This window comes from Paenibacillus sp. CAU 1782 (genome assembly GCF_054551715.1).
Window position 1 is genome coordinate 1,372,565 of the sequence record NZ_JBTOLL010000001.1, and the last position, 19,897, is coordinate 1,392,461.

The window sequence follows — 19,897 nt, forward strand, 5'->3', positions numbered from 1 at the left end:
TCCGCTCTGTCGTCAAGAACAGCAGCGGAGTGTTTGCCGTGAATCAATCGTTTTTACGATTGCCCATCTTTATCGTTTTTTTTGAGCATGAACCTACAGCGGTGGTGCGGCATGCAGCTCCCGATCCGGTTCCTTCAGCTCCCATCGGGTGAATGTTACTTGAAGGGAGTCTCCAACCGGACTGCATACCATTGGCCCGGCTTTAACGCCGTCCGGATAAGGGAATCTGGCTACCCTCAGCGTCTGCCAGCCATGACGGCTGCTGCGCGCGCGTATAATCACCCCGTCGTTTTTGATAGATGCCCGTATCGTCACTTCCTCGCCATCCCAATCGGGCACTGGCGTAAGCGACCAGTCGGAAAAACCGTCCGTGACAACAATGGCAAGACAAGGGACGCCGTCATTCATTTCGATGCCTGCCTTAATCCATTGCTCCTCTCCCCGGTAAAGCAGCATTCCCGCCTGATCGTACAGCTCCGTGAAGGACTCCAGGCGGAAAGCGACCTCAACCGCCCTTTCCTTGTCCCAATCGCTCAGCAATGCATGTCCATTGTCATGAACGAAGCCGTAAAGGGTATGCCTCCAATAATCGCTCTCCTTCTCCGCCGTAACGACCAGATTCTCGCCATCCCGATAGGAAGATTGCGGAGAGCGGGTCCATGCCCCTTCCTCCCATTTCACATTCCTTTTCATTATTCTCGTGCCCCTTTCAATTGCATATTAATAAAGCCCGCTTTCAGTTCATTCAAGCTTAGATGTCTCTGGTCGTCGTCTTGAAGCGGCTGGCGACTTGCGACAGCAGGTCCACATCCTTCGTTGACAATTTGCTAGCAATCGACATTAAAGTCTGGAAAGGCTGATACGGCGCAGCTTCCCCTTCACTTTGTCGCTCAGGCGTTCTTTCTTCCCCGTTGTCGGGTGATTCCAGCGTGCCGCTCGGCACCTTTCCCAGCAGCAGCCAATCCAGCGACACCTTAAATTCCTCCGCGATAGCGATAAGCGCTTTTGTTCCAGGCGTAGAAGACCTTTTTTCGCTTTCCCAATCCCCGACATTACCAGGCGATACATGAATTCTGGCGGAAAATTCCGCCATAGTCAATCCGTGCTTTTTCCTCAAATATTTAATTCTTCCTTTAATTCCATCCATGATTATCACTCCTGTCTTTCTTTAACCAGGAAAAAAGTCTATTGGCAAACTATACCTAAGCCACACGTATTTACGTAAAATATCATTGTAATTAATCGTTTTTACGATTATAATGTCGGAAACAGGGCAATTTTTCCTATTGACTAACTAGTTAATCTTTTTTTATTCCATCTCCATCCATTCCTTGCGACGACGGAACAACAGAGGTGATCTCCCAAACTCCAGCATAACAACTTTAACTATCAGGTAAGGAGGATGAAAATCACAATGTCAGGCCCTATGTCCACCGATGACCCCTTGCTGGAAATGTATCTCTTCGAATCTTCACAATTGATCGAACAATTGGAAGCCACCTTTTTACGCTGCGAATCCGCCAAATGCTTTAACAGCGAGGCGATCGGAGAAATTTTTCGTCATATGCACACCATTAAAGGCTCCGCCGCCATGATGTCTATTATGAGCATTTCGGAGACTGCGCATATTATCGAAGATTTATTTTACCGTATCCGAGAAAATCGTTCAGCCCCCCATGACTTTAATGCCCTTTTCGAGTTGATTTGGGACGGACTTGATTTTATCAAAGTCGAAACCCATAAAATCCGCAACGGCAACCCCGCCGACGGTGATCCCTCGGAGATTGTTGGAGCCGTCACCAATTATTTGGACGCGTTTTCCGCAGAGGCTGCTCCCGTATGTAACTATGAAGCAACGGTTACCTTTTCGCCCGACTGTCTCATGGAAAACGTTCGCGCCTTCGCCATGATTCACCAGCTCCGGGAGCTTATGACGATCACCAGCTTTTTTCCGGAAGATATTGCTGAAAATGAACAAACCGCCGAAACAATTCGCAAAAACGGTTTTGTCTTTTTCCTGCAAAGCAAAGAAACGAAAGAGCAAATTATTGAGCAAATTAAGCAAACCGCTTACATCCAGGAAGTCCGACTCTCTCCCGCAAATGACGCATCTACGTCTTTTGAATCTGCTGCTGCTTCTGAAACGGCAATGGCTGGCGATGATGATTCTGATGAAAATAGCGACTCCCGCAGCCAGGCTTTAGGAAGAAAAGACCACCTCGTTTCCTCCATGATCAGCGTCAATGTAGACAAGCTGGACAAGCTTATGGATCTGGTTGGCGAAATGGTTATTGCCGAAGCTATGGTTACCCAGCACGAGGCGTTAAGGAACATCGTATCCGAGCATTTTCTCAAATCGGCGGCCCATCTGCGCAAAATTACCGGGGAGCTGCAGGATATTGTGATGTCCATCCGGATGGTTCCATTAACCACTACCTTTCAGAAGATGCACCGCGTCATTCGCGACATGGGCAAAAATCTGGATAAAGAGGTACATATCCAAATCATCGGCGAAGAGACGGAAGTAGATAAAAATATAATCGAGCAAATTTCGGACCCTCTGATGCATTTGGTCCGGAACGCGGTTGACCATGGCCTGGAGACCAGTCAGGAACGAACACTCTCCGGCAAACCGCTGGCAGGTACAGTTACGCTGGAAGCCAAAAACGCCGGCAGCGACGTTCTGATTATCGTCAAGGATGACGGCAAAGGCCTGGACAAAACAAAAATAATGCGGCGCGCGCTGGAGCAAGGCATGATACAAGAAGACTCTCTTGAGCTCAGCGATAAGGAAATATACAATCTGATCTTTTTGCCCGGCTTCTCGACCAAAGAAGACGTTACTCAATATAGCGGACGAGGCGTAGGCATGGACGTTGCCTTCCGAAACATTGAGCAGGTTGGCGGCACCATTCTCGTCGAAAGCACGCCGGGGGCCGGCACAACGATATCGCTGAAGATCCCGCTGACCCTTGCCATTATCGACGGGATGAATATCAAAGTAGGCGGAGCGCATTATACGCTGCCTACCACCTCCATCCAGGAATCCTTTAAGCCCAAAATGCAAGATCTGCTCTATGATCCAGACGGCAATGAGATGATAATGGTTCGCGGGGAATGTTTTCCTATTCTCCGTCTGGATGAACGCCTCAGCACTCGCGGAAGCGCCTGCGATATTTCCCAAGGCGTGCTTGTCATGGTACAGCAAGATGAACGCAAGGTGTGCGTCCTCGTGGACGAACTTCTGGGCCAGCAGCAGGTAGTCGTCAAGACTCTCCCGCCATACATAAAAAAAATCAAACACATTAAAGAACTTGCGGGCTGCACACTGCTCGGAGACGGCAGCATCAGTCTGATCCTGGACCCTGCCGCGTTGGTGAGCGGCGCCGTTCGACCAAGAACGCCCGCCTTATCTTCATTTCACTAAAGGAGCTGACATCCATGCAACAAAGCGCCCTCCAGGAGCTTGAACTTGAAGAAGATTCGCTCAAAAACAAATATTTGACGTTTGCCCTTGGCTCCGAGGTGTACGGAATCGAAATTCGGCACGTAACCGAAATTATTGGCGTGCAATCCATAACGCCAGTGCCCGAGCTGCCGGAATACATTAAAGGCATCATCAATCTGCGGGGCAAAATTATTCCCGTAATGGATGTGCGACTGCGTTTCCGCAAACCGTTCCGGGAGTACAACGACCGGACCTGCATTATCGTCGTGGATATCAAAGAGATTTCTATCGGCCTTATTGTAGACACGGTTGCCGAAGTAATGACCATAGAGGAAGGCAATATTGTAGAGCCTCCCGATCTGAACCAATTCAGCCGCCGATATATTCAAGGCATCGGCAAATCAGGCGACGAAGTCAAGCTATTGCTCAATTGCGACGAACTGCTTAATCATCATGAAGCGGAAAACCTGTCCGGCGTCGGCCAGGTCTAACACAGGGAGGCTAATCCAATGAAGTGGATCTACAACATGAAAATTTCCAAGAAGCTAACCATCGCATTTATTCTCGTTGCGCTGCTGGCTGGCGTAGTTGGCGTCATCGGCATAATGAATCTCAAAAATATTGATCGTGATTACAGCAATATGTACGTTGATTACGGCATATCCATCGGCAATTTGGGGGAAGCAGGCATTCTGTTCCAAAACAACCGGGCAACGGTGCGGCGCATCGTTATGTCAGATCAAAGCTCGGAGAAGCAAAAGCTGTTCTCGGATATCCAGAAGCGTGATGCTGATATTAGCCGCGCTCTGAATGCGTTTGAAACCAGCATCATAAACGAAAACACACGCACGGTGTTCCTTTCGTTAAGAAATAATTTTGATCAATACCAGATCATCCGCGACGAAACGATTAATCTGGCGATAGCCGGTAAAACGGCGGAAGCAACCGACGAGTTGGCTAAAGCCCAGCCTATCTCCGATGAAGTCAGCGAACTGCTGAACCAATTGTTCGAGGAGAAGCAAAGCAGCGGCTTGAGAGTGTCCGGCGAATTAACCAATCAATCCAATAATACGGTCACGATGATGATCGTTGTCGTTATTTTTGCCATTGCCGTTGCGCTAATGCTGGGCATCTTTATCTCCCGCATCATTAGCAATCCGATCAATAAATTGATCAGAGTGGCGGACCGCATTGCCGGCGGCGACCTGGATGTCGATATCGAAATCAACAGCAAGGACGAAGTAGGAACGCTTGCTGCGGCCTTCCGCAAACTGTCGAGCAATACGAACGAAGCTTTGCTCAGCATTCAGAACGCTTCGGAGCAAGTTGCATCCGGCGCTCAGCAAATTTCCGAAACCGGAATGGTATTGTCGCAAGGCGCGGCCGAACAAGCAAGTTCGGTTCAGCAGCTGACGGCATCGCTGGAGGAGATCTCCAACCAAACTCGCATCAACGCGGATACGGCGGTTCAGGCCAATCAGCTTGCCGAAGAGGCGCGCGACAACGCCCTGCAAGGCAATCAGCAAATGCAAGGTATGCTTACCGCCATGGATGAAATCAATACCTCTTCCGAAAACATTTCCAAAATCATTAAAGTGATTGACGAAATCGCATTCCAAACCAACATTCTGGCCCTTAATGCCGCAGTGGAAGCAGCACGCGCCGGCCAACATGGCAAAGGCTTCGCCGTTGTAGCGGAAGAAGTTCGCAATCTCGCCGCGCGTTCCGCAGGCGCTGCGAAAGAAACAACGGATATGATTGAAGGCTCCATCAAAAAAGTGAAGGACGGCATGCATATCGCTGGAGAAACAGCCGCCGCCTTGGACAAAATCGTTACCGGCATTACCCGCGCCGCCAGCCTGGTCGGCAGCATTACGGACGCCTCCAACGAGCAAGCCGCAGGCATCTCGCAAGTGAATCAAGGCATTATTCAAGTATCTCAGGTCGTGCAGACAAACTCCGCAACCTCAGAAGAAAGCGCCGCGGCTAGCGAGCAATTGGCCGGCCAGGCAGAAGTGCTGAAGGAACAGGTTGGCCGCTTTAACCTGCGCAAAAGCAGCCGCAGCTCCGGCTACCGCGATCTTGAAGAGCTCAGCCCGGATATTGTCCGCCTGCTGGAAAACATGTCGGAGCGCAATCGGAGCGCCGCGCATGACGGATATCCCGACATCGCCGCTGACCGGAATGCCGGAGGACCAGGCCGTATATTGTTGAGTGACAACGAATTCGGAAAATACGGATGACGCTCGCCATTACTCACAGTGAATTTCGGCAATTGGCGGATTACATTAAAACAAACTGCGGCATTCACCTTAAGGATGAGAAAAAAGTATTGCTGGCAAGCAGGCTGGAGACCTTGCTGCAGCAGCTTCGAATGGATAACTTTACCGACTATTTTTATTACTTGAAGGCTGACCGTACGGGCGAAGCTTTGTCGATGCTCGTTGAACGGATTACGACGAATCACACCTATTTTATGAGAGAGCCCGAGCATTTTCACTTTTTGGAGCAGCAGGTCCTTCCCCAGTTATGCGGGACCATACCGGATCGCGATTTGCGCATATGGAGCGCGGGCTGCTCCTCCGGCGAGGAGCCTTATACGATAGCGATGATTCTGGATCGTTATTTCAAAAACATGCCCATTATGGAAAAATGGGATAAAAAGGTTCTGGCGACTGACCTGTCGCCCGCTGTATTGGCCAAAGCCGCCAGAGGCATTTATTCGCAGCAAGCAGTGCAAGCACTGCCGCAAACCTGGCGCAGCTCCTATTTCAGCCGGACAGCCGCTGGCGATTGCCAGGTCGTCGATTCACTGAAACGGGAAGTGATCTTCCGAAAATTCAATTTAATGGAAGGTTCATTTCCGTTTCGCCAAAAGTTTCACGTCGTTTTTTGCCGCAACGTTATGATCTATTTTGATGCCGATACAAAGCTGCGTTTGCTGCGGCGTTTTCTGGACATTACCGAACCCGGAGGTTATCTGTTTATGAGCCACACCGAGTCTCTGGATTCGCGGCTGACCGGCTACCGGTATGTAAGGCCCGCCGTTTATCGAAAAGAATAAGCCGTTTAACCGGCCGTGACGGGAGGTTCAGCGTGACGACCAAGCGCCAGATCAAGGTACTGATTGTGGATGATTCCTTGCTGTACCGCGAAGTTATCAGCCGCGGCATCGCGACAGATCCCGCTATTGCCGTCGTCCCTTCTGCCAAAGACCCTTTTGATGCCAGGGACAAGCTGCTGCACTATCATCCCGACGTCATGTTATGCGATGTGGAAATGCCGCGTATGAACGGCATCGATTTTGTCCGGCGCCTGCTGCCGCAATATCCGCTGCCGATCATTGTTGTCAGCGGGGCAAGCGAAGCGGTTCTGGATGCCATGTCTGCGGGCGCGGTGGAATTTGTGCCCAAACCGGATATGAAATCAACGCAGGATGTCGGCCGATTTATTCAAGAGCTGATAACAAAAATAAAAATCGCTGCCGGCTCAACCGTCCGCCGAAGTCTGCAGGCGCAAGGCCAATCAGGATTGTCCCGCTCTCCGGCAGGAGCGGACAAATCCGGGAGCAAGGAGCCGTTAATCGCAATAGGCGCCTCCACCGGAGGAATTGAAGCGATCGACGCGTTGCTCCGCTCCCTTCCATCAGCCATGCCGGGAATCATAATCGTACAGCACATTCCTTCGCAATTCTCGCGCATGTTTGCCGAACGCTTGAACGCCACTTTGCCTTTTACGGTTCGGGAAGCGCGAGATGGCGATTTAGTGCAGCATGGACATGTGTACATCGCTCCCGGCGATTACCATATGGACGTTGTCAAAGCAGGAAGCTCATTCAAGATCCGTTGTTTTCAAGGGGGCAAGGTCAACGGGCATTGTCCCTCCATCGATGTTCTATTCCAATCGGTGGCCAAAGAAGCTGGCAGTGCATCCATTGGCATTATACTGACAGGAATGGGTTATGACGGAGCCAGAGGATTGCTCGCCATGCGCAGGCGCGGAGCGCGCACATTGGCTCAAGACGAGGCCTCATCCGTCGTTTACGGCATGCCTAAGGCCGCTTTTGAACTCGGGGCTGCCGAGAAACAAATCCCCCTTTCAAAAATGGGTCAAACGCTCCTGTCCCTAATCTGATGTCCCCATGTTGTCAATGTTCAAGGGACCTAAGAAACGATTGTCACTTTATAGGAAATTATATCAAAAAGGATGTCTCAATGGGAGGAGGCATCCTTTTTTACGTACTATTGATGATTACGTGTCAAGTTACGATCTTCTGCACTTGTTTCTTTCAGAAGGGCGGCGGCAACTGGTAGAGCAATGCAAAAATGCTTTGCGCAGCAAAGGCATCATGTACGTTACCTGCTTTTCCGACGGAGATAGTCACATGGCAGCACCAAAAACTATAGGTTGAGATTTGCAGCTATGCGCCTATTGTCTTAAGTCTGCTATTAAGGAGATAGCAAAAACACCCCGATCTTGAGAGTGTCTCAATCGGGGCATCTTTGATACTCGGAGCATATCGCTCTCCAAAAAGGAGTGGTTATTCAGCTGTTGATTGCTGATACTCGCACTTCGGCGATCCGCTGCTCCTCACCCCCTGGCAGCGACAAATGAATGGTTTTTTGCTGCCCTGCTGCAAGGTCGAAGAAATTGTCGCTGAACCTGACATTGCCAAGCGGTAATTCCAGCTTCACCAGACGCGCCAAACCTTTCATGGCTTTGACCGTAACCGTCTGCTCCACCGTATCCACGCTAAACTCCAGCTGTGCGACCGGCAGTTGAAGCTCTTTGTGATCGCGCAAATAATAGATATTGGTTAGTTCGTCCAAAGCTTCTCCTTTGTCCGTGGAAGCCGTCAATGTAACAAAAACGGCGGATGCGTCCATTCCGCCTAACACTTCGCTTTCATTAACACTCCCGATCAATACCGCACAGTTGCCTCCCACTTTGGCGTCAAATTCGGCAGCAAATAAGCTCTCGCCTCCAAAATCGGCAACCTCCAATCTCACAGTTCCGTTAAAATCATTCAAATGGTCATTTACCACCCAAACCTTTAGCGGCTCGCCCGGCTCATGCTCCAACGTCAAAAGCAGCGGGGCAAAAAACTTTCTCGCGTAGAAATACGAAGCTTTCGGCAGCAGCTCGTAATCGATTAGCGACCAACTGGTGCCTGGCCAGCTATCGTTAAGCTGCCAGATTAAAGCGCCGCTTGTTCGAGCCTTGTTGCGCCGGTAATGCTCGATACCGTACTTTAAGCCTTCCGCCTGCGTCAGCATGGAGTAATTCATATATTCCTCAATGTTTTGCGGGATGCCGGTGTAGCCTTCCATCAGCAATATGCCTTTTTGATGGTTGGTGTCCTTGTTTCGGTACGCCATCTCCACGCTCCCCCAATAAAACTGGCCGGCCGGAATATTTTTTTCCAGCGTATAGCGATTGGCGGAAGCATGCATGCCGAATTCACTGCTGAAAAGCGTAAAATCCTTTTTATAGTTTTTGAAGGTGACGCCTTGAATGCTGTAGTCCAGCAGCGGCGCCTCCCCCATACGTCGCGGGTAGACGGAGCCATGCCAAACCTGCCAGTTGTGGCGGTCGCCAATCTCGGGATCATTGGCGTCATTGCCGCCAAACGGCGAAGAAGGCCAATAAGGCCGCTCGCCGTCAAGCGCCGCGAGCTCCTCCGGAATGAGCTCATGGTAAATCGTTTCACCATAGAAAGGGCACGTAATATCGCCGCCGGAAGACTTCATATCGTAGAGCCAATCGATTTCGTTATTGCCGCACCAAAGCGCCAGAGACGCATGGTTGCGCAGCCGACGCACATTATAGCGGACTTCGCGGCGCACGTTGTCCATAAAGTCGCGGTTAAAATCCGGAAACAAGGCATTTGCAAACGCAAAGTCCTGCCAGACCAGCACGCCTAACTCATCGCATGACTCGTAAAAAACATCTTTTTCGTAAATGCCTCCGCCCCATACGCGCAGCATGTTCATGTTGGCATCGACGGACAGCTTGACCAGGTCCCTGTATCGCTGATCCGGAGCCGCCCCGATAAAGTGGTCCACCGGGATCCAGTTTGCCCCTTTTGCAAACAGCCTGACTCCATTCAGCACAAAAGCAAAAGAAGGTTTGCCATCCTCCTCTTGAAGCTGAAGCTCCAGCGAACGGATGCCGATTGACGCGGAATGACGATCCAGGCTGCCGCCTTCGCTGCGAAGCTCCGTTTCCACCCGGTAAAGATAAGGCTCACCCAAATCATGAGTCCACCAAAGCTCAGGATTGTCCACGGCCAACTCCACGAAAGCGCTGCCTTTTTGGACTAAAGCATTTCCAGACGCAACCTCGCGGCCTTTTTTGTCCAGGATTGAAACGGCGCATTCCAGCCCCTCTCTCTTGCCGGCATACGTCTTGACCTCCGCGTCTATTGTTACCACAGCTTTATGTTCTTCAATGGAGGTGCTGCGCACACGCACGTTTTTCAGCTTGGCCCCGCTGTAGCGCTTTAACGAAACCTTGCCCCATATCCCGGAGGTTACCATGCGCGGACCCCAGTCCCAACCAAAGTTCATGGCGGCTTTACGCAGCCATGGCCTTTCTTTTGTATAGGAGGACCACTGAAACTGCAGCTTGTCCCTGTTATGAAGAAAAAGCGGATCAAATTTTACCGCGATGCAGTTTTTTCCGTTTTGCAGCACCCGGGTGACATCAAAATGATGACCCATCAGCATGTTATCGGTTTTGCCTATCTCCAGACCATTAACGTAAACCGTGGCAAAGGTGTCAAGTCCATCAAACACAAGCTCATGGCGCTCATGGCCGCCTTGCTCCAGCTCATAATCGAATTGGAGGCGGTACCACCACTCTTTGTCCTCTACCCAGCGGCTTTTTGCGTCATTGTGGCCAAAATACGGATGATCGATCAATCCGCGCTCCATCAACGCCGTATGCACGTCGCCGGGCACGGCCGCTGTTATCCAGAATCGGTCATCAAGTCCCGGCGAAGCCATCTCAAGCGGTTTTGCTTGTCCTACATCAAATCCCTGAAGTCTCCACAGTCTGTTCAGTTCCATTGGCGCAACTCGCTTCCCGCACATTGTATATGCCGTAATTGGTCGGGGTTAACCGAAAGCGTTTTCCCTTCTATTCCGTTATATCAAAAGAAAGCCGCGACGTAAACCGATTACCCAAACAACCCTTAAGGCCGCCCTGTTTCTTCCCCTTACTAAATCATAACGGGAATCCAGCAAAAATGCGGCCACCCCGCTTTTCACGCAGGGCAGCCGCTGTTGTTGTTCTATCGCAACGATTGCAAATATTCATCCAGCCGGTCGAGTGTTTCGTCAATGCCTTGCTCCATGCCCATCTCCAGCACCTGGCGAATCGCCTCCTCCGATTCATAACGCGCTTTGTTAACAAGCAAGGTGCGGTTGCCTTCCAGCGCCTTGAACTCCCATACATTCTGGGATGGAGGCATACCTTCCGCAATATTGCCTTCCGCATCGGAGAAATAATCGGTGTATTGTATTTCATTAGGAGCGTCGATAGTCTTGTAAATGCCTTTGCCCCATGATTCCATGCCAAAGTATTCACCCTGATTTTTATCCTTGCAGGTCATGCAGTAGTGCCAGACGCCTCCCGGACGAAAATCAATGCTGCAGTGCGTCAGTTCCCAGCCGCGCGGTCCCCACCATTGCTTGAGATGCTCCGCAGAGGAATGCACTTCGAATACCAGTTCCTTCGGCGCGTCGAACTCTCTTTCCAGAGTCAGCAGCGTGCCTTCAACCTTCAGCTTCAGTTTGTTTCCCATTTGGCAATCCCTCCGAGATATCATGTTTTGTTTGCTCCCGTGCCTTGAGCTGCTGCAAATATGAGTCGAGCGCATCATATCGCTCTTCCCACAAGGTGCGGTAGCTCTCAAGCCACTGATCCATTTCCTGCAGCGGTTCGGTTCTTAACATGTACCTTCGCCGGTTGGCTTCCGCCTTGACCTCCACCAGACCGGAATCCAGCAATGTCCGAAGATGCTTGGATGCCTGGGGCTGACGAATGCCAAGCATGACCGCGATGTCCCCTACGGTCATCGCGCTGCTCAGCAGCAGCTCAACAATGCGCAATCGGCTCGGATCGGATAAAGCCTGGAAAATGTTTGCGTTCATTCCCACTCTCTCCTTCCTCCAAAGCCCGATGCCGCAACAGCATCATTAAAACTGCCGTCGCTGCCTCACCTGAAATATACCACACGGGGAATATTCCCGTAAAGGAATATTTAAAGAAGCCATTATATTTTGAACCGCTCGACCTGTGCCTGAAGCTTTTCGGCAAGGCTGGAGAGCATGGCGGCAGAAGCATCCACCTCTTCGGTTGCCGCAAGCTGCTCCTCCGATGCAGCCGACATATTTTGTGCGCCGCCAACCGTTGTATTGGCGATATCGACCAGACTCTCCATCGCTTTTGCCAGCTTCTCGGCTTGCTGCGATAAACTGCCTACGCTCTCCGAAACCTCTTCAATCGCAAGCATCGTTTGGCCTGCCGACTGCCCAATGCCGCCAAAAGCTTGTCCGGCGCTGCGAACAAGCTCTGTCCCTCGGGCCACCTCCAAACTTGTTTCTTCCATTGTTGTAGTTGCATTCTCCATCTGCCGCAATATTTGGCCAACAAGTATCGTAATTTGCCCTACCGATTCTGCCGACCGCTCCGACAGCTTTCTGACAGAAGCAGCGACAACCGCGAAGCCCCGGCCATGCTCACCCGCTCGGGCCGCTTCGATAGCGGCATTTAGCGCTAGCAGATTGGTTTCGCCTGCAATATTGGTTATGATATCCAGAATACCCTCGATTTCATGCGACAGGCTGTTCAATTCATGTACAATAGCCGACAAAGCGGCGACCTTGTCATCCACAATGACCATTTGCTCATTGCTTAATGTAATTGCCCTGCCGCCTTCGTCTGCAAGCGCTGCAGAGTGGGCGGCTACCTCGGAAACATGTCCGCTATTACGGGCGATCCCTGTCAAATGCTCCGACATTCGATGGATGCCGTCCGAGCTCGCCTCCAATTGGTCAAGCTGCTGCTCGGCGCCATCCGTCAGCTCCTGGATGATGGAGACGGTTTGCTCGCTCGCACGGCCCGTTTCCTGCGCTCCGGCGGATAACTGCACCGACGAGGCGGCCACCTGGCCGGATGCCTCATTAACCTCCACGATCAGCGTTCGAAGATTTGTAGTCATTTCGTCGAAATCCCGGGCTAAGGAGCCAATTTCATCCCTGCTGCGATAATTTAGCGGCTGTACGGTAAGATTGCCTGAAGATACTCGATGCACCTGCGCGCTTAATGCGGACAGCGGCTTAATCCTCATTTGAATATAGAAATAAACGGCCGCAGCGGCAACAAGAAATACAGCCGCTCCTATCATAAACGGTATTTTGACAATGTCCATCGTACGTTCCTGAATAATGGATGCATCAAAGTTAATCGCCATTAAAGCCACAATTTCTTTATTGGGATCATGATCCTGATAAATGGGGCCGTACCCGGTCATGAGACTGGTGTTATCGAAGGTAAAAACGCTGGAGTACATGGAATGTTTGAGGGATTTAATCATTTCTTGAGCGTCGGGGTCAAAAAAGAAGGTGTCGCCGGCTTTGTATCCGCGAGCTTTCAGATTTTGATCGGCGGCAATAATGGTACCGTCTAGCGATAGAATAAAAACTTCCTTGAATAATGATTTGTGATCCACAGTCCAGTTCAACCGCTCCTCCAGAGCGGCAAGTCCGGAGCTGTCTCCCTTTAGCAACGCTTCAATATCGCCCGGACTGACCAGGCCCGTCGTAATGTTAGCGCAACCAACGAGTTCAATGCCGACAGCCTCCTCGACCTGCCTGTAGGCCGTGCTGTAGCTGAAAATGCCGATTGCCGTGCCTACCAGCATCAAAAGCCCGATGATGGCGGATGTAATTTTATGAGCCAATCCCATGCCGAACACCTAATCCCTTCCCCTTATGTATTTTGTCTGCATGATGCCTATCCTCCATTATAAGGGGGCCGGAGGGGGGCCCATTGTAATTTATATCATACTAAACACCAAAATATTTGTTGCGTTCATGCGACATTTTATTATACTTTCCAACACAATTCAGCTTTTGTTGTTTAAGCGATACTTTTCGTTTTTTGATGGTTGCTAAAATGGACAATCCTGTTTACTATAAGCAATACAGGTTGGATTAACGACATGTGTTGATTTAGCATCATAACCTTATCGATTTCATCATAACGTTATGAAAGCCTGCAAACAGAGACCTAGAGGAGAGTAATCACATTATGGCAAACGTTTTGGTTATTAAAGCAAACGATCGTCCTTCTGATCAGGCTGTCAGCGTTCAAATGTACGACGCTTTTGTAAAAAGCTACAAGGAAAGCCACCCTGGCGACAACGTTACAGAGCTTGATTTGTTCAAAGAAGCTCTTCCTGACTACGGCAATGTGGCTATGACTGGCCTTTACAAGCTGAATGCAGGCTTCGAGCCAACTGCTGAGGAAGCTCAAGCGGCTGCAACAGTTAAAAAATATTTGGACCTGTTCCTGGGCGCAGAAAAAGTCGTATTTGCATTCCCGACTTGGAACACGGTTGTTCCGGCTCCGCTTGTTAACTTCATCAGCTACATTTCCCAAGCTGGCGTTACTTTCAAATACACAGAAGCAGGCCCTGTTGGTCTGGCTGGCGACAAAAAAGTGCTTCTGTTGAACGCTCGCGGCAGCGACTACAGCTTGCCTCAAATGCAGCCTTACGAAGTAGCTGTTAAATACGTAGCTACGGCTCTGAACCTTTTGGGCATTCAAAACCCTGAAGTGATCGTAACGGAAGGCCACAACCAATACCCTGACCGTACTGCCGAAATCGTTGCAGACGGCATTGCAAGAACAGCAACAGCAGCTGCTTCGTTCTAATAAACCAGCCGCTATATCTGCATAAGAAAAAAACGCCTCATCCCTCCGCTACCGGAAGGATGGGGCGATTTTTTTCTTTAACAGTGTTTGTTCTGTCAATGGAAATCAGGCTTTATAAACAACCCTTTACAGGGAACCAAGCTTGTCGGAAACTTGAGACAGATATTGCTTCAATACGGCTTGATCGGAATAACCGTTTACGCCGCCGAAAATCAATTGCTCAGTCACTTCGATACCGACAAATTCGTAAATGCCTGTGCCGGATGTTTGTTTAAGCGAATCCGTCATGCCAACGCTGTCGTAATACTCCCCTGGGGAACCATGCGTATTGATAATAACCCCTTTTTTGCCGCTTAACAGCTTGTCGATGCCGCCCGCTTCATTGTATTGATAAGCAAATCCATAAGAGAAGGCACGGTCAACGTATCCTTTAATAATGGCAGGCAATCCGGTCCACCAAATTGGATAGATGAAGGTAATCAAATCCGCTTTTGTAATGTATTCTTGTTCCGCGGCAATATCGCTTGGCACTCGTCCTTCGCGCAATGCGGCCAAATCCTCCGCCGACAAGATAGGATTAAATCCAAGCTTGTACAAATCGCGAACGACAACCTCGTGTCCCTTCGATTCCAGGGCGGAAACCGCCGTTTTCAGAATAGCTTCATTGAAGCTTCCTTCATTGGGATGTGCATATACAACCAGAACGTTCATACTAAGTTGCCTCCTCTTGTGCTTTTACATAGCGCGATGTCATTGATCTTACAAATGTAACTATACTAGTTACATTAAAAGCTGTCAAACCATTTTTTCACGGTTTTGAATTTCTTGTACGACTTGCTCCAATGTAGTTTGCGCCAAGGACCGTTCCATCTCCGATTGCGCTTGATGAAGCGAAACATGCATCACATCTTGGATATTCCGGCCAACCGGACATTTAGGATTACTGTTTTGATGTATGGCGAACAAATCCTGTTTCTCTGGCGGTTCAACTGCACGAAGCAAATCAAGCAGCGTAATTTGGGAAACGGGCTTTAACAGCCGAATCCCCGTAACGCCGGGGCGAGATTCGATGAGATCCGCCTTGCCCAGCATACTCATTAGTTTACGAATAACGGCTGGATTTGTATTCACGCTGGAGGCAATAAATTCGCTTGTGACCTGCCCTTCAAAGATATGAACCATGGATAGGATATGCGCGGCAACAGTCATTCTGCTGCTGATCATGCAAGCACCCCCTCTCATTTCCGTCATTGTATCCTTGAGTCAAACAGAAGTCAACAAACTCCCATCCCCCTATCCAGAATGAACGTTCAACAATTTCGCAGGCGGATTATCAGTTTTATTCCCCTTTATTTGGACGTTCGCTCAAAAATAGTAGCAGCGCTAAAAGCGGCATTGCGCAGCCAACCCAGACCGATAATCCCCAGCCGCCTTGCGCATAAGACCACCCGCCAAGAAATGATCCCAGAGCGCCGCCGATAAAAAAGATGGCCATAAACAACCCGTTCAGACGTCCCCTAGCTTCGCTTCCTAACGAATAGATAGCTTGCTGACTCAACACCAGATTTCCCGAAACCGCCATATCCAGCAAAATAGCCCCAACGAACAACAGAATCAAACCGAAGCTGCTTCCTCCTGGGAATAGGGCTGGCACCGCAAACGATAATACAGCTGTCAAAAGCGCCGCAAAGGTAAGCGGACGAATCAATCCCTTATCGGCATAACGTCCCATGATTGGAGCCGCTACGGCGCCGCCCACACCGACCAGGGCAAAAAGGGCAATTCCTTTCTGCGACATGCCGTAGACATCAGCCAGATAAAGCGGCGCCGCCGTCCAAAAAAGGCTGAAAGCTCCAAATAGACAAGCTTGATACAAGGCTCTTTGCCGCAGCACCGGAGTCTTCTTTAGCAGAACCAGCAAGGATGCAAGCAGCTTCCCGTAACTTCCGCCCGCAGCGGGCTGTCTGGCTGGAAGCGCAGAAATCAGAAAAACAGCCAACAGCGCGGAAACTGCCGCGGAACCCATAAAAAGCGTGCGCCAGCCCCATGCATCGGCAACCAGGCTGGCAACAGGACGCGCCAGCATAATGCCAAGCAGCAATCCGCTCATGACCTTGCCCACGACGCGGCCGCGTTGATCCTCAGGAGCCAGATAAGAAGCAAACGGCACAAGCACCTGGGCCACAACCGAACCAAGGCCGATCAGCAGCGACGAGAGCAAAAACAGAGCTGCATTCGGCGACCAAGCCGCACCAAGCAGCGCCATCACCGCAAGGGCCAGCGAAGCAGCAACAAGTATCCTATTTTCCACCATATCGCTTAATGGCACAATAAACAGCAACCCTGCAACGTATCCAATCTGGGTTAAGGTAACAATAAGTCCCGATGCCGAGTGTGAAAGCCCCGTATCGGCGCCAATCGGCCCTATCAAGGTTTGAGCGTAATACAAATTTGCAACGATGAGGCCGCATGCTGCAGCTAATAAAATAATCATGCCGCTTGTAATGGTTTTGCTTGCGGATTCCGTTTTGGACATCTCATTCACTCCTTATCACCCTCTATTTATTGAACGTTTCGTTCAGTAATTATGCCATTATGATATACTGAACGTATCGTTTTGTAAATAGCCAAATTCTCCTCAGCGGCTTCCTTTTCTTTTATGCCGCTCTTTTTGTATACTATACGTATCGTTTTATAGGGAGGGGAAAGAATGTGAATGCCAAACGAGGACGGCCTCGCAGCTTAAAAACCAAAGAAAACATTCTGTCGGCATCCTATGAGCTGCTGCTTGAAAGCGGATTTGAAAACGTTACAATCGAAAAAATCGCAGAACGCGCGGGGGTTGGCAAAGCAAGTATTTACAAATGGTGGCCTAATAAAGCGGCCGTTATTATGGACGGTTTTTTTGCCGCTGCGGCGGATAGATTGCCCTTGCCGGATTGCGGTTCGGCAGTTGATGACGTTTATGCCCACGCGTCAGGGCTATGCCGGTTTATGAGCAGTGCCGAAGGAAAAATGATTACGGAAATCATCGGCCAGGGACAGATGGACGCCGGGCTTGCCGAAGCTTATCGGACACGTTATATTATGCCGCGCCGGCTGGAGGCGGTTCAATTGTTGGAGCGGGGCGTTCAGAAGGGCGAGCTCAGGGAAAGCCTGGACAAGGAATTAAGCGTTGATTTGCTGTACGGTCCCATTTTCTACCGCCTTCTTGTCACTGGCGAACCCATTGACGATTTATACGTCAGATCCATTGTAGATGAAGCCTTTAAAGGTTTTCGGCCCTAACAGGCCACGGTCAGGTCAAGTGCGGCTTGTCAACCAATTTAATGGGCACAAAATATTCCATCTGATTGTAGCCCATCGCTTTAGCTGCAGACGGCGGCGTTGGGATGGTGCCCAAATAGACACGTGAATCATCCTCGGCATAACAGCCTTTTTCTTTAATAAATTGCTTGATTGCCGCAATGGTGTCCGTGCTGTCCTGACCGTCGATTTCGCTTGCAACTGCGTACAAGCCGCCCGGAAAATCCACGATTTCGAATTGGTCGGGAACCTGCAGGCCTTCGCTGTGGACATAATACCAGACAAAGCCGCCGCGTTCGTTGTCCTGCCACAAAAAATCTTTGGGATAGATGCCGCGCTCCAATGTACTGAACCACTCGTCGAATGCTTCAAGCTTGCCGTCGCCAAACATGCCGCATTGCGATGAAACCATTTTGCAAGGAGGAATTTCTAATACCCGAACGTATTCCATTGACCATCTTCTCCTCTGGATTGGAAATTAACGTTATGTGGATAACGCTTTCACCAGTATAAGACAAGTCTTCGAAAAATTCTGGAATATTTATCACAGTTTTCTAATTTGTTCCTCGCTCCAGTCCCACAATCGTTTTGCCGCTTCGTCGTCGAGCGCCCTCGCGGAAAGCTTTTGCCGCTTCCGCTTGTAGTAATAGTTCCCGCTTGAAGCGCCGCCTTCCTCAGAGCTCGCCAAATACAGCATCGTTTCAGCGCCTTCCAGCGGAGTCAGAAAAAACGGCCGGAGCAGGGCATGCATGCTTTTGCCAAACCCTGTATCCCGATTAACGCCAAGCGACGTCCCGACAGCGCCAGGATGCAAACAATTAACCGTTACTTTACTGCCTTCCAATCGGCGTGCAAGCTCTCTGGTAAATAAAATATTAGCCAGCTTGGATTGGGAATACCCCTTCGCCACATTAAAACCGTGCTGCAAATTGATATCTTGGAAATGGATTCTGCCGATCTTGTAGGCGCCTGAGGACACGACAACAATTCTCCCTTGCGGCGAAGCCAGAAGAAGACCAAGCAGCTTGTTGGTCAGCAAGTAATGGCCAAGGTGATTGACGCCCAGCATGCTTTCATAGCCGTCATCCGTTAATTCTCGCTTAAGGGAGACAACGCCGGCATTATTGATGAGCACATCCAGCCGCGAATACTTCTCCGCAAACAAGGCGCAAAAAGAAGCGATGCTTGCAAAATTGCCCAAATCGCAAAGCATTAGCTCGATATGGGCGGCGCCGCTTTGTGCTAATGCCTTCGCTCGCGCTTCTTCCCCCCTCTGCTTGCTTCGGCATGCCATAACAACCTCCGCACCCGCTTTGGCAAGTTCAATAACCGCTGCCAGCCCCATCCCTGCATTTGCGCCGGTTACAAGCACAATTTTTCCACTCATATCCTTCAAATGCCTTCATCCTCTCCTGATGGATTGTTTTTCCTACTCTCTAAGTTGAACACATAATTTCAGAGGAAACAAGAGCGTTTGGTTTACATATTTCACAAAACAAACTTTAAGTGAGTTACTTGATTTTTGTTTGACCAAAGCTTATAATCTAGGAGTAAACCCATTTATTTCATGAGGAGGCAATTGGAATGTCCAACTTAAACATCGGAATTATTTTGGGCAGTACGCGTGAAGGACGTGTTAGCCCTCAAGTCGGAGAATGGATCAAAAAGATTGCAGATGAACGCGGAGATGCGAACTATGAAATCGTAGATATCGCTGAATACCGTCTTCCTCTGCTGGGAGAAGCCGATGCTTCGGAGCAGGCTGCAGCCTGGAACACCAAGCTTGCAAGTTTAGACGGATTTGTGTTTATCGTTCAGGAATATAATCACAGCATTACCGCCGCTCTCAAAAATGCGCTGGATTATGCTCGCGATGCCTGGAACAACAAAGCGGCAGGCATTGTCAGCTACGGTTCCGTAGGCGGCGCGCGTGCAGCAGAGCATCTTCGCGGCATTTTGGGCGAGTTGTCCGTTGCCGATGTGCGTGTACATCCCGCATTTTCGCTGTTTACCGATTTCGAAAACGGCGTGTTCAAACCTGCCGATCTGCATTTGACCAATGTTAATGGCATGCTGGATCAAGTGTTGGCCTGGAGCGGGGCGCTCAAAACCATTCGTTCTTAACATACGGCGACATAAGTGACTGAACATAAAAAACCGTCGACTGCCCTCTCGCGGCAATTGACGGTTTTTCCTTGT

The 19,897-nt window shown here is 50.0% G+C and carries 19 protein-coding genes; 8 read left to right on the plus strand and 11 right to left on the minus strand.

From position 1 onward, the window contains the following. Window positions 1-93: 93 nt before the first annotated feature. Window positions 94-693: a DUF1349 domain-containing protein gene (locus tag ACX93W_RS06755; RefSeq protein WP_459391528.1), complete on the minus strand. Its 600-nt coding sequence runs from the start codon at window positions 691-693 to the stop codon at window positions 94-96. A gap of 58 nt (window positions 694-751) precedes the next feature. Further along, window positions 752-1,147 carry a helix-turn-helix domain-containing protein gene (locus ACX93W_RS06760; protein WP_459391529.1) on the minus strand — a complete coding sequence of 132 codons (396 nt, stop codon included), beginning with the start codon at window positions 1,145-1,147 and terminating at the stop codon, window positions 752-754. Window positions 1,148-1,414: 267 nt separating this feature from the next. Here ACX93W_RS06760 and ACX93W_RS06765 point away from each other — a divergent pair, with 267 nt between their 5' ends. The 5 genes from ACX93W_RS06765 to ACX93W_RS06785 are packed head-to-tail and all read left to right on the plus strand — an operon-like array spanning window position 1,415 to window position 7,582. Further along, on the plus strand, window positions 1,415-3,427 hold the full coding sequence (locus ACX93W_RS06765; protein ID WP_459391530.1) for a chemotaxis protein CheW: 2,013 nt from the start codon (window positions 1,415-1,417) through the stop codon (window positions 3,425-3,427). A 14-nt stretch (window positions 3,428-3,441) separates the two neighbouring features. Next, on the plus strand, window positions 3,442-3,939 hold the full coding sequence (locus tag ACX93W_RS06770) for a chemotaxis protein CheW (protein ID WP_459391531.1): 498 nt from the start codon (window positions 3,442-3,444) through the stop codon (window positions 3,937-3,939). Between the two features lie 18 nt (window positions 3,940-3,957). After that, window positions 3,958-5,691: a methyl-accepting chemotaxis protein gene (locus ACX93W_RS06775; RefSeq protein WP_459391532.1), complete on the plus strand. Its 1,734-nt coding sequence runs from the start codon at window positions 3,958-3,960 to the stop codon at window positions 5,689-5,691. Further along, window positions 5,688-6,512, plus strand: a complete 825-nt coding sequence (locus tag ACX93W_RS06780; protein WP_459391533.1) for a CheR family methyltransferase — start codon at window positions 5,688-5,690, stop codon at window positions 6,510-6,512. The genes ACX93W_RS06775 and ACX93W_RS06780 overlap by 4 nt, the downstream gene beginning before the upstream one ends. A gap of 32 nt (window positions 6,513-6,544) precedes the next feature. After that, the gene (locus tag ACX93W_RS06785) at window positions 6,545-7,582 is read left to right on the plus strand and encodes a protein-glutamate methylesterase/protein-glutamine glutaminase (protein ID WP_459391534.1); all 1,038 of its coding nucleotides are present in this window, start codon (window positions 6,545-6,547) and stop codon (window positions 7,580-7,582) included. 410 nt (window positions 7,583-7,992) lie between these two features. Here the strand turns inward: ACX93W_RS06785 and ACX93W_RS06790 are convergent, their stop codons facing one another. From ACX93W_RS06790 to ACX93W_RS06805, 4 genes are all read right to left on the minus strand, one after another. After that, window positions 7,993-10,518: a beta-mannosidase gene (locus ACX93W_RS06790; protein WP_459391535.1), complete on the minus strand. Its 2,526-nt coding sequence runs from the start codon at window positions 10,516-10,518 to the stop codon at window positions 7,993-7,995. Between the two features lie 224 nt (window positions 10,519-10,742). Further along, entirely contained in the window at window positions 10,743-11,255 is a 513-nt protein-coding gene (locus ACX93W_RS06795; protein WP_459391536.1) for an SRPBCC domain-containing protein, read from the minus strand. Next, window positions 11,227-11,604: an ArsR/SmtB family transcription factor gene (locus ACX93W_RS06800; RefSeq protein ID WP_459391537.1), complete on the minus strand. Its 378-nt coding sequence runs from the start codon at window positions 11,602-11,604 to the stop codon at window positions 11,227-11,229. Before ACX93W_RS06800 ends, ACX93W_RS06795 begins: the two co-directional genes overlap by 29 nt. A gap of 122 nt (window positions 11,605-11,726) precedes the next feature. After that, window positions 11,727-13,421 (minus strand): methyl-accepting chemotaxis protein, encoded by a 1,695-nt coding sequence (locus ACX93W_RS06805; RefSeq protein ID WP_459392025.1) that lies wholly within the window; start codon window positions 13,419-13,421, stop codon window positions 11,727-11,729. Window positions 13,422-13,765: 344 nt separating this feature from the next. On the opposite strand from ACX93W_RS06805, the gene ACX93W_RS06810 reads away from it, so the two are divergent. Further along, on the plus strand, window positions 13,766-14,392 hold the full coding sequence (locus tag ACX93W_RS06810) for an FMN-dependent NADH-azoreductase (RefSeq protein WP_459391538.1): 627 nt from the start codon (window positions 13,766-13,768) through the stop codon (window positions 14,390-14,392). Between the two features lie 126 nt (window positions 14,393-14,518). Here ACX93W_RS06810 and ACX93W_RS06815 read toward each other — a convergent pair whose 3' ends face one another. From ACX93W_RS06815 to ACX93W_RS06825, 3 genes are all read right to left on the minus strand, one after another. Further along, window positions 14,519-15,103, minus strand: coding sequence for an NAD(P)H-dependent oxidoreductase (locus ACX93W_RS06815; protein WP_459391539.1), 585 nt, complete (start codon window positions 15,101-15,103; stop codon window positions 14,519-14,521). Between the two features lie 84 nt (window positions 15,104-15,187). Continuing rightward, complete coding sequence (locus ACX93W_RS06820) at window positions 15,188-15,616, minus strand: Rrf2 family transcriptional regulator (RefSeq protein WP_459391540.1); 429 nt, start codon at window positions 15,614-15,616, stop codon at window positions 15,188-15,190. Window positions 15,617-15,731: 115 nt separating this feature from the next. Next, a complete protein-coding gene (locus ACX93W_RS06825; protein ID WP_459391541.1) occupies window positions 15,732-16,928 on the minus strand; it encodes an MFS transporter in 1,197 nt (398 codons plus the stop codon). A gap of 176 nt (window positions 16,929-17,104) precedes the next feature. On the opposite strand from ACX93W_RS06825, the gene ACX93W_RS06830 reads away from it, so the two are divergent. Continuing rightward, window positions 17,105-17,680, plus strand: a complete 576-nt coding sequence (locus ACX93W_RS06830; protein WP_459391542.1) for a TetR/AcrR family transcriptional regulator — start codon at window positions 17,105-17,107, stop codon at window positions 17,678-17,680. Between the two features lie 10 nt (window positions 17,681-17,690). Here ACX93W_RS06830 and ACX93W_RS06835 read toward each other — a convergent pair whose 3' ends face one another. Together ACX93W_RS06835 and ACX93W_RS06840 are read right to left on the minus strand one after the other, a co-directional pair. After that, the gene (locus ACX93W_RS06835) at window positions 17,691-18,149 is read right to left on the minus strand and encodes a GyrI-like domain-containing protein (protein ID WP_459391543.1); all 459 of its coding nucleotides are present in this window, start codon (window positions 18,147-18,149) and stop codon (window positions 17,691-17,693) included. 93 nt (window positions 18,150-18,242) lie between these two features. Continuing rightward, on the minus strand, window positions 18,243-19,085 hold the full coding sequence (locus ACX93W_RS06840) for an SDR family oxidoreductase (protein WP_459392026.1): 843 nt from the start codon (window positions 19,083-19,085) through the stop codon (window positions 18,243-18,245). Window positions 19,086-19,282: 197 nt separating this feature from the next. On the opposite strand from ACX93W_RS06840, the gene ACX93W_RS06845 reads away from it, so the two are divergent. Further along, window positions 19,283-19,822, plus strand: a complete 540-nt coding sequence (locus ACX93W_RS06845) for an NADPH-dependent FMN reductase (protein ID WP_459391544.1) — start codon at window positions 19,283-19,285, stop codon at window positions 19,820-19,822. The last annotated feature ends 75 nt before the right edge of the window (window positions 19,823-19,897 follow it).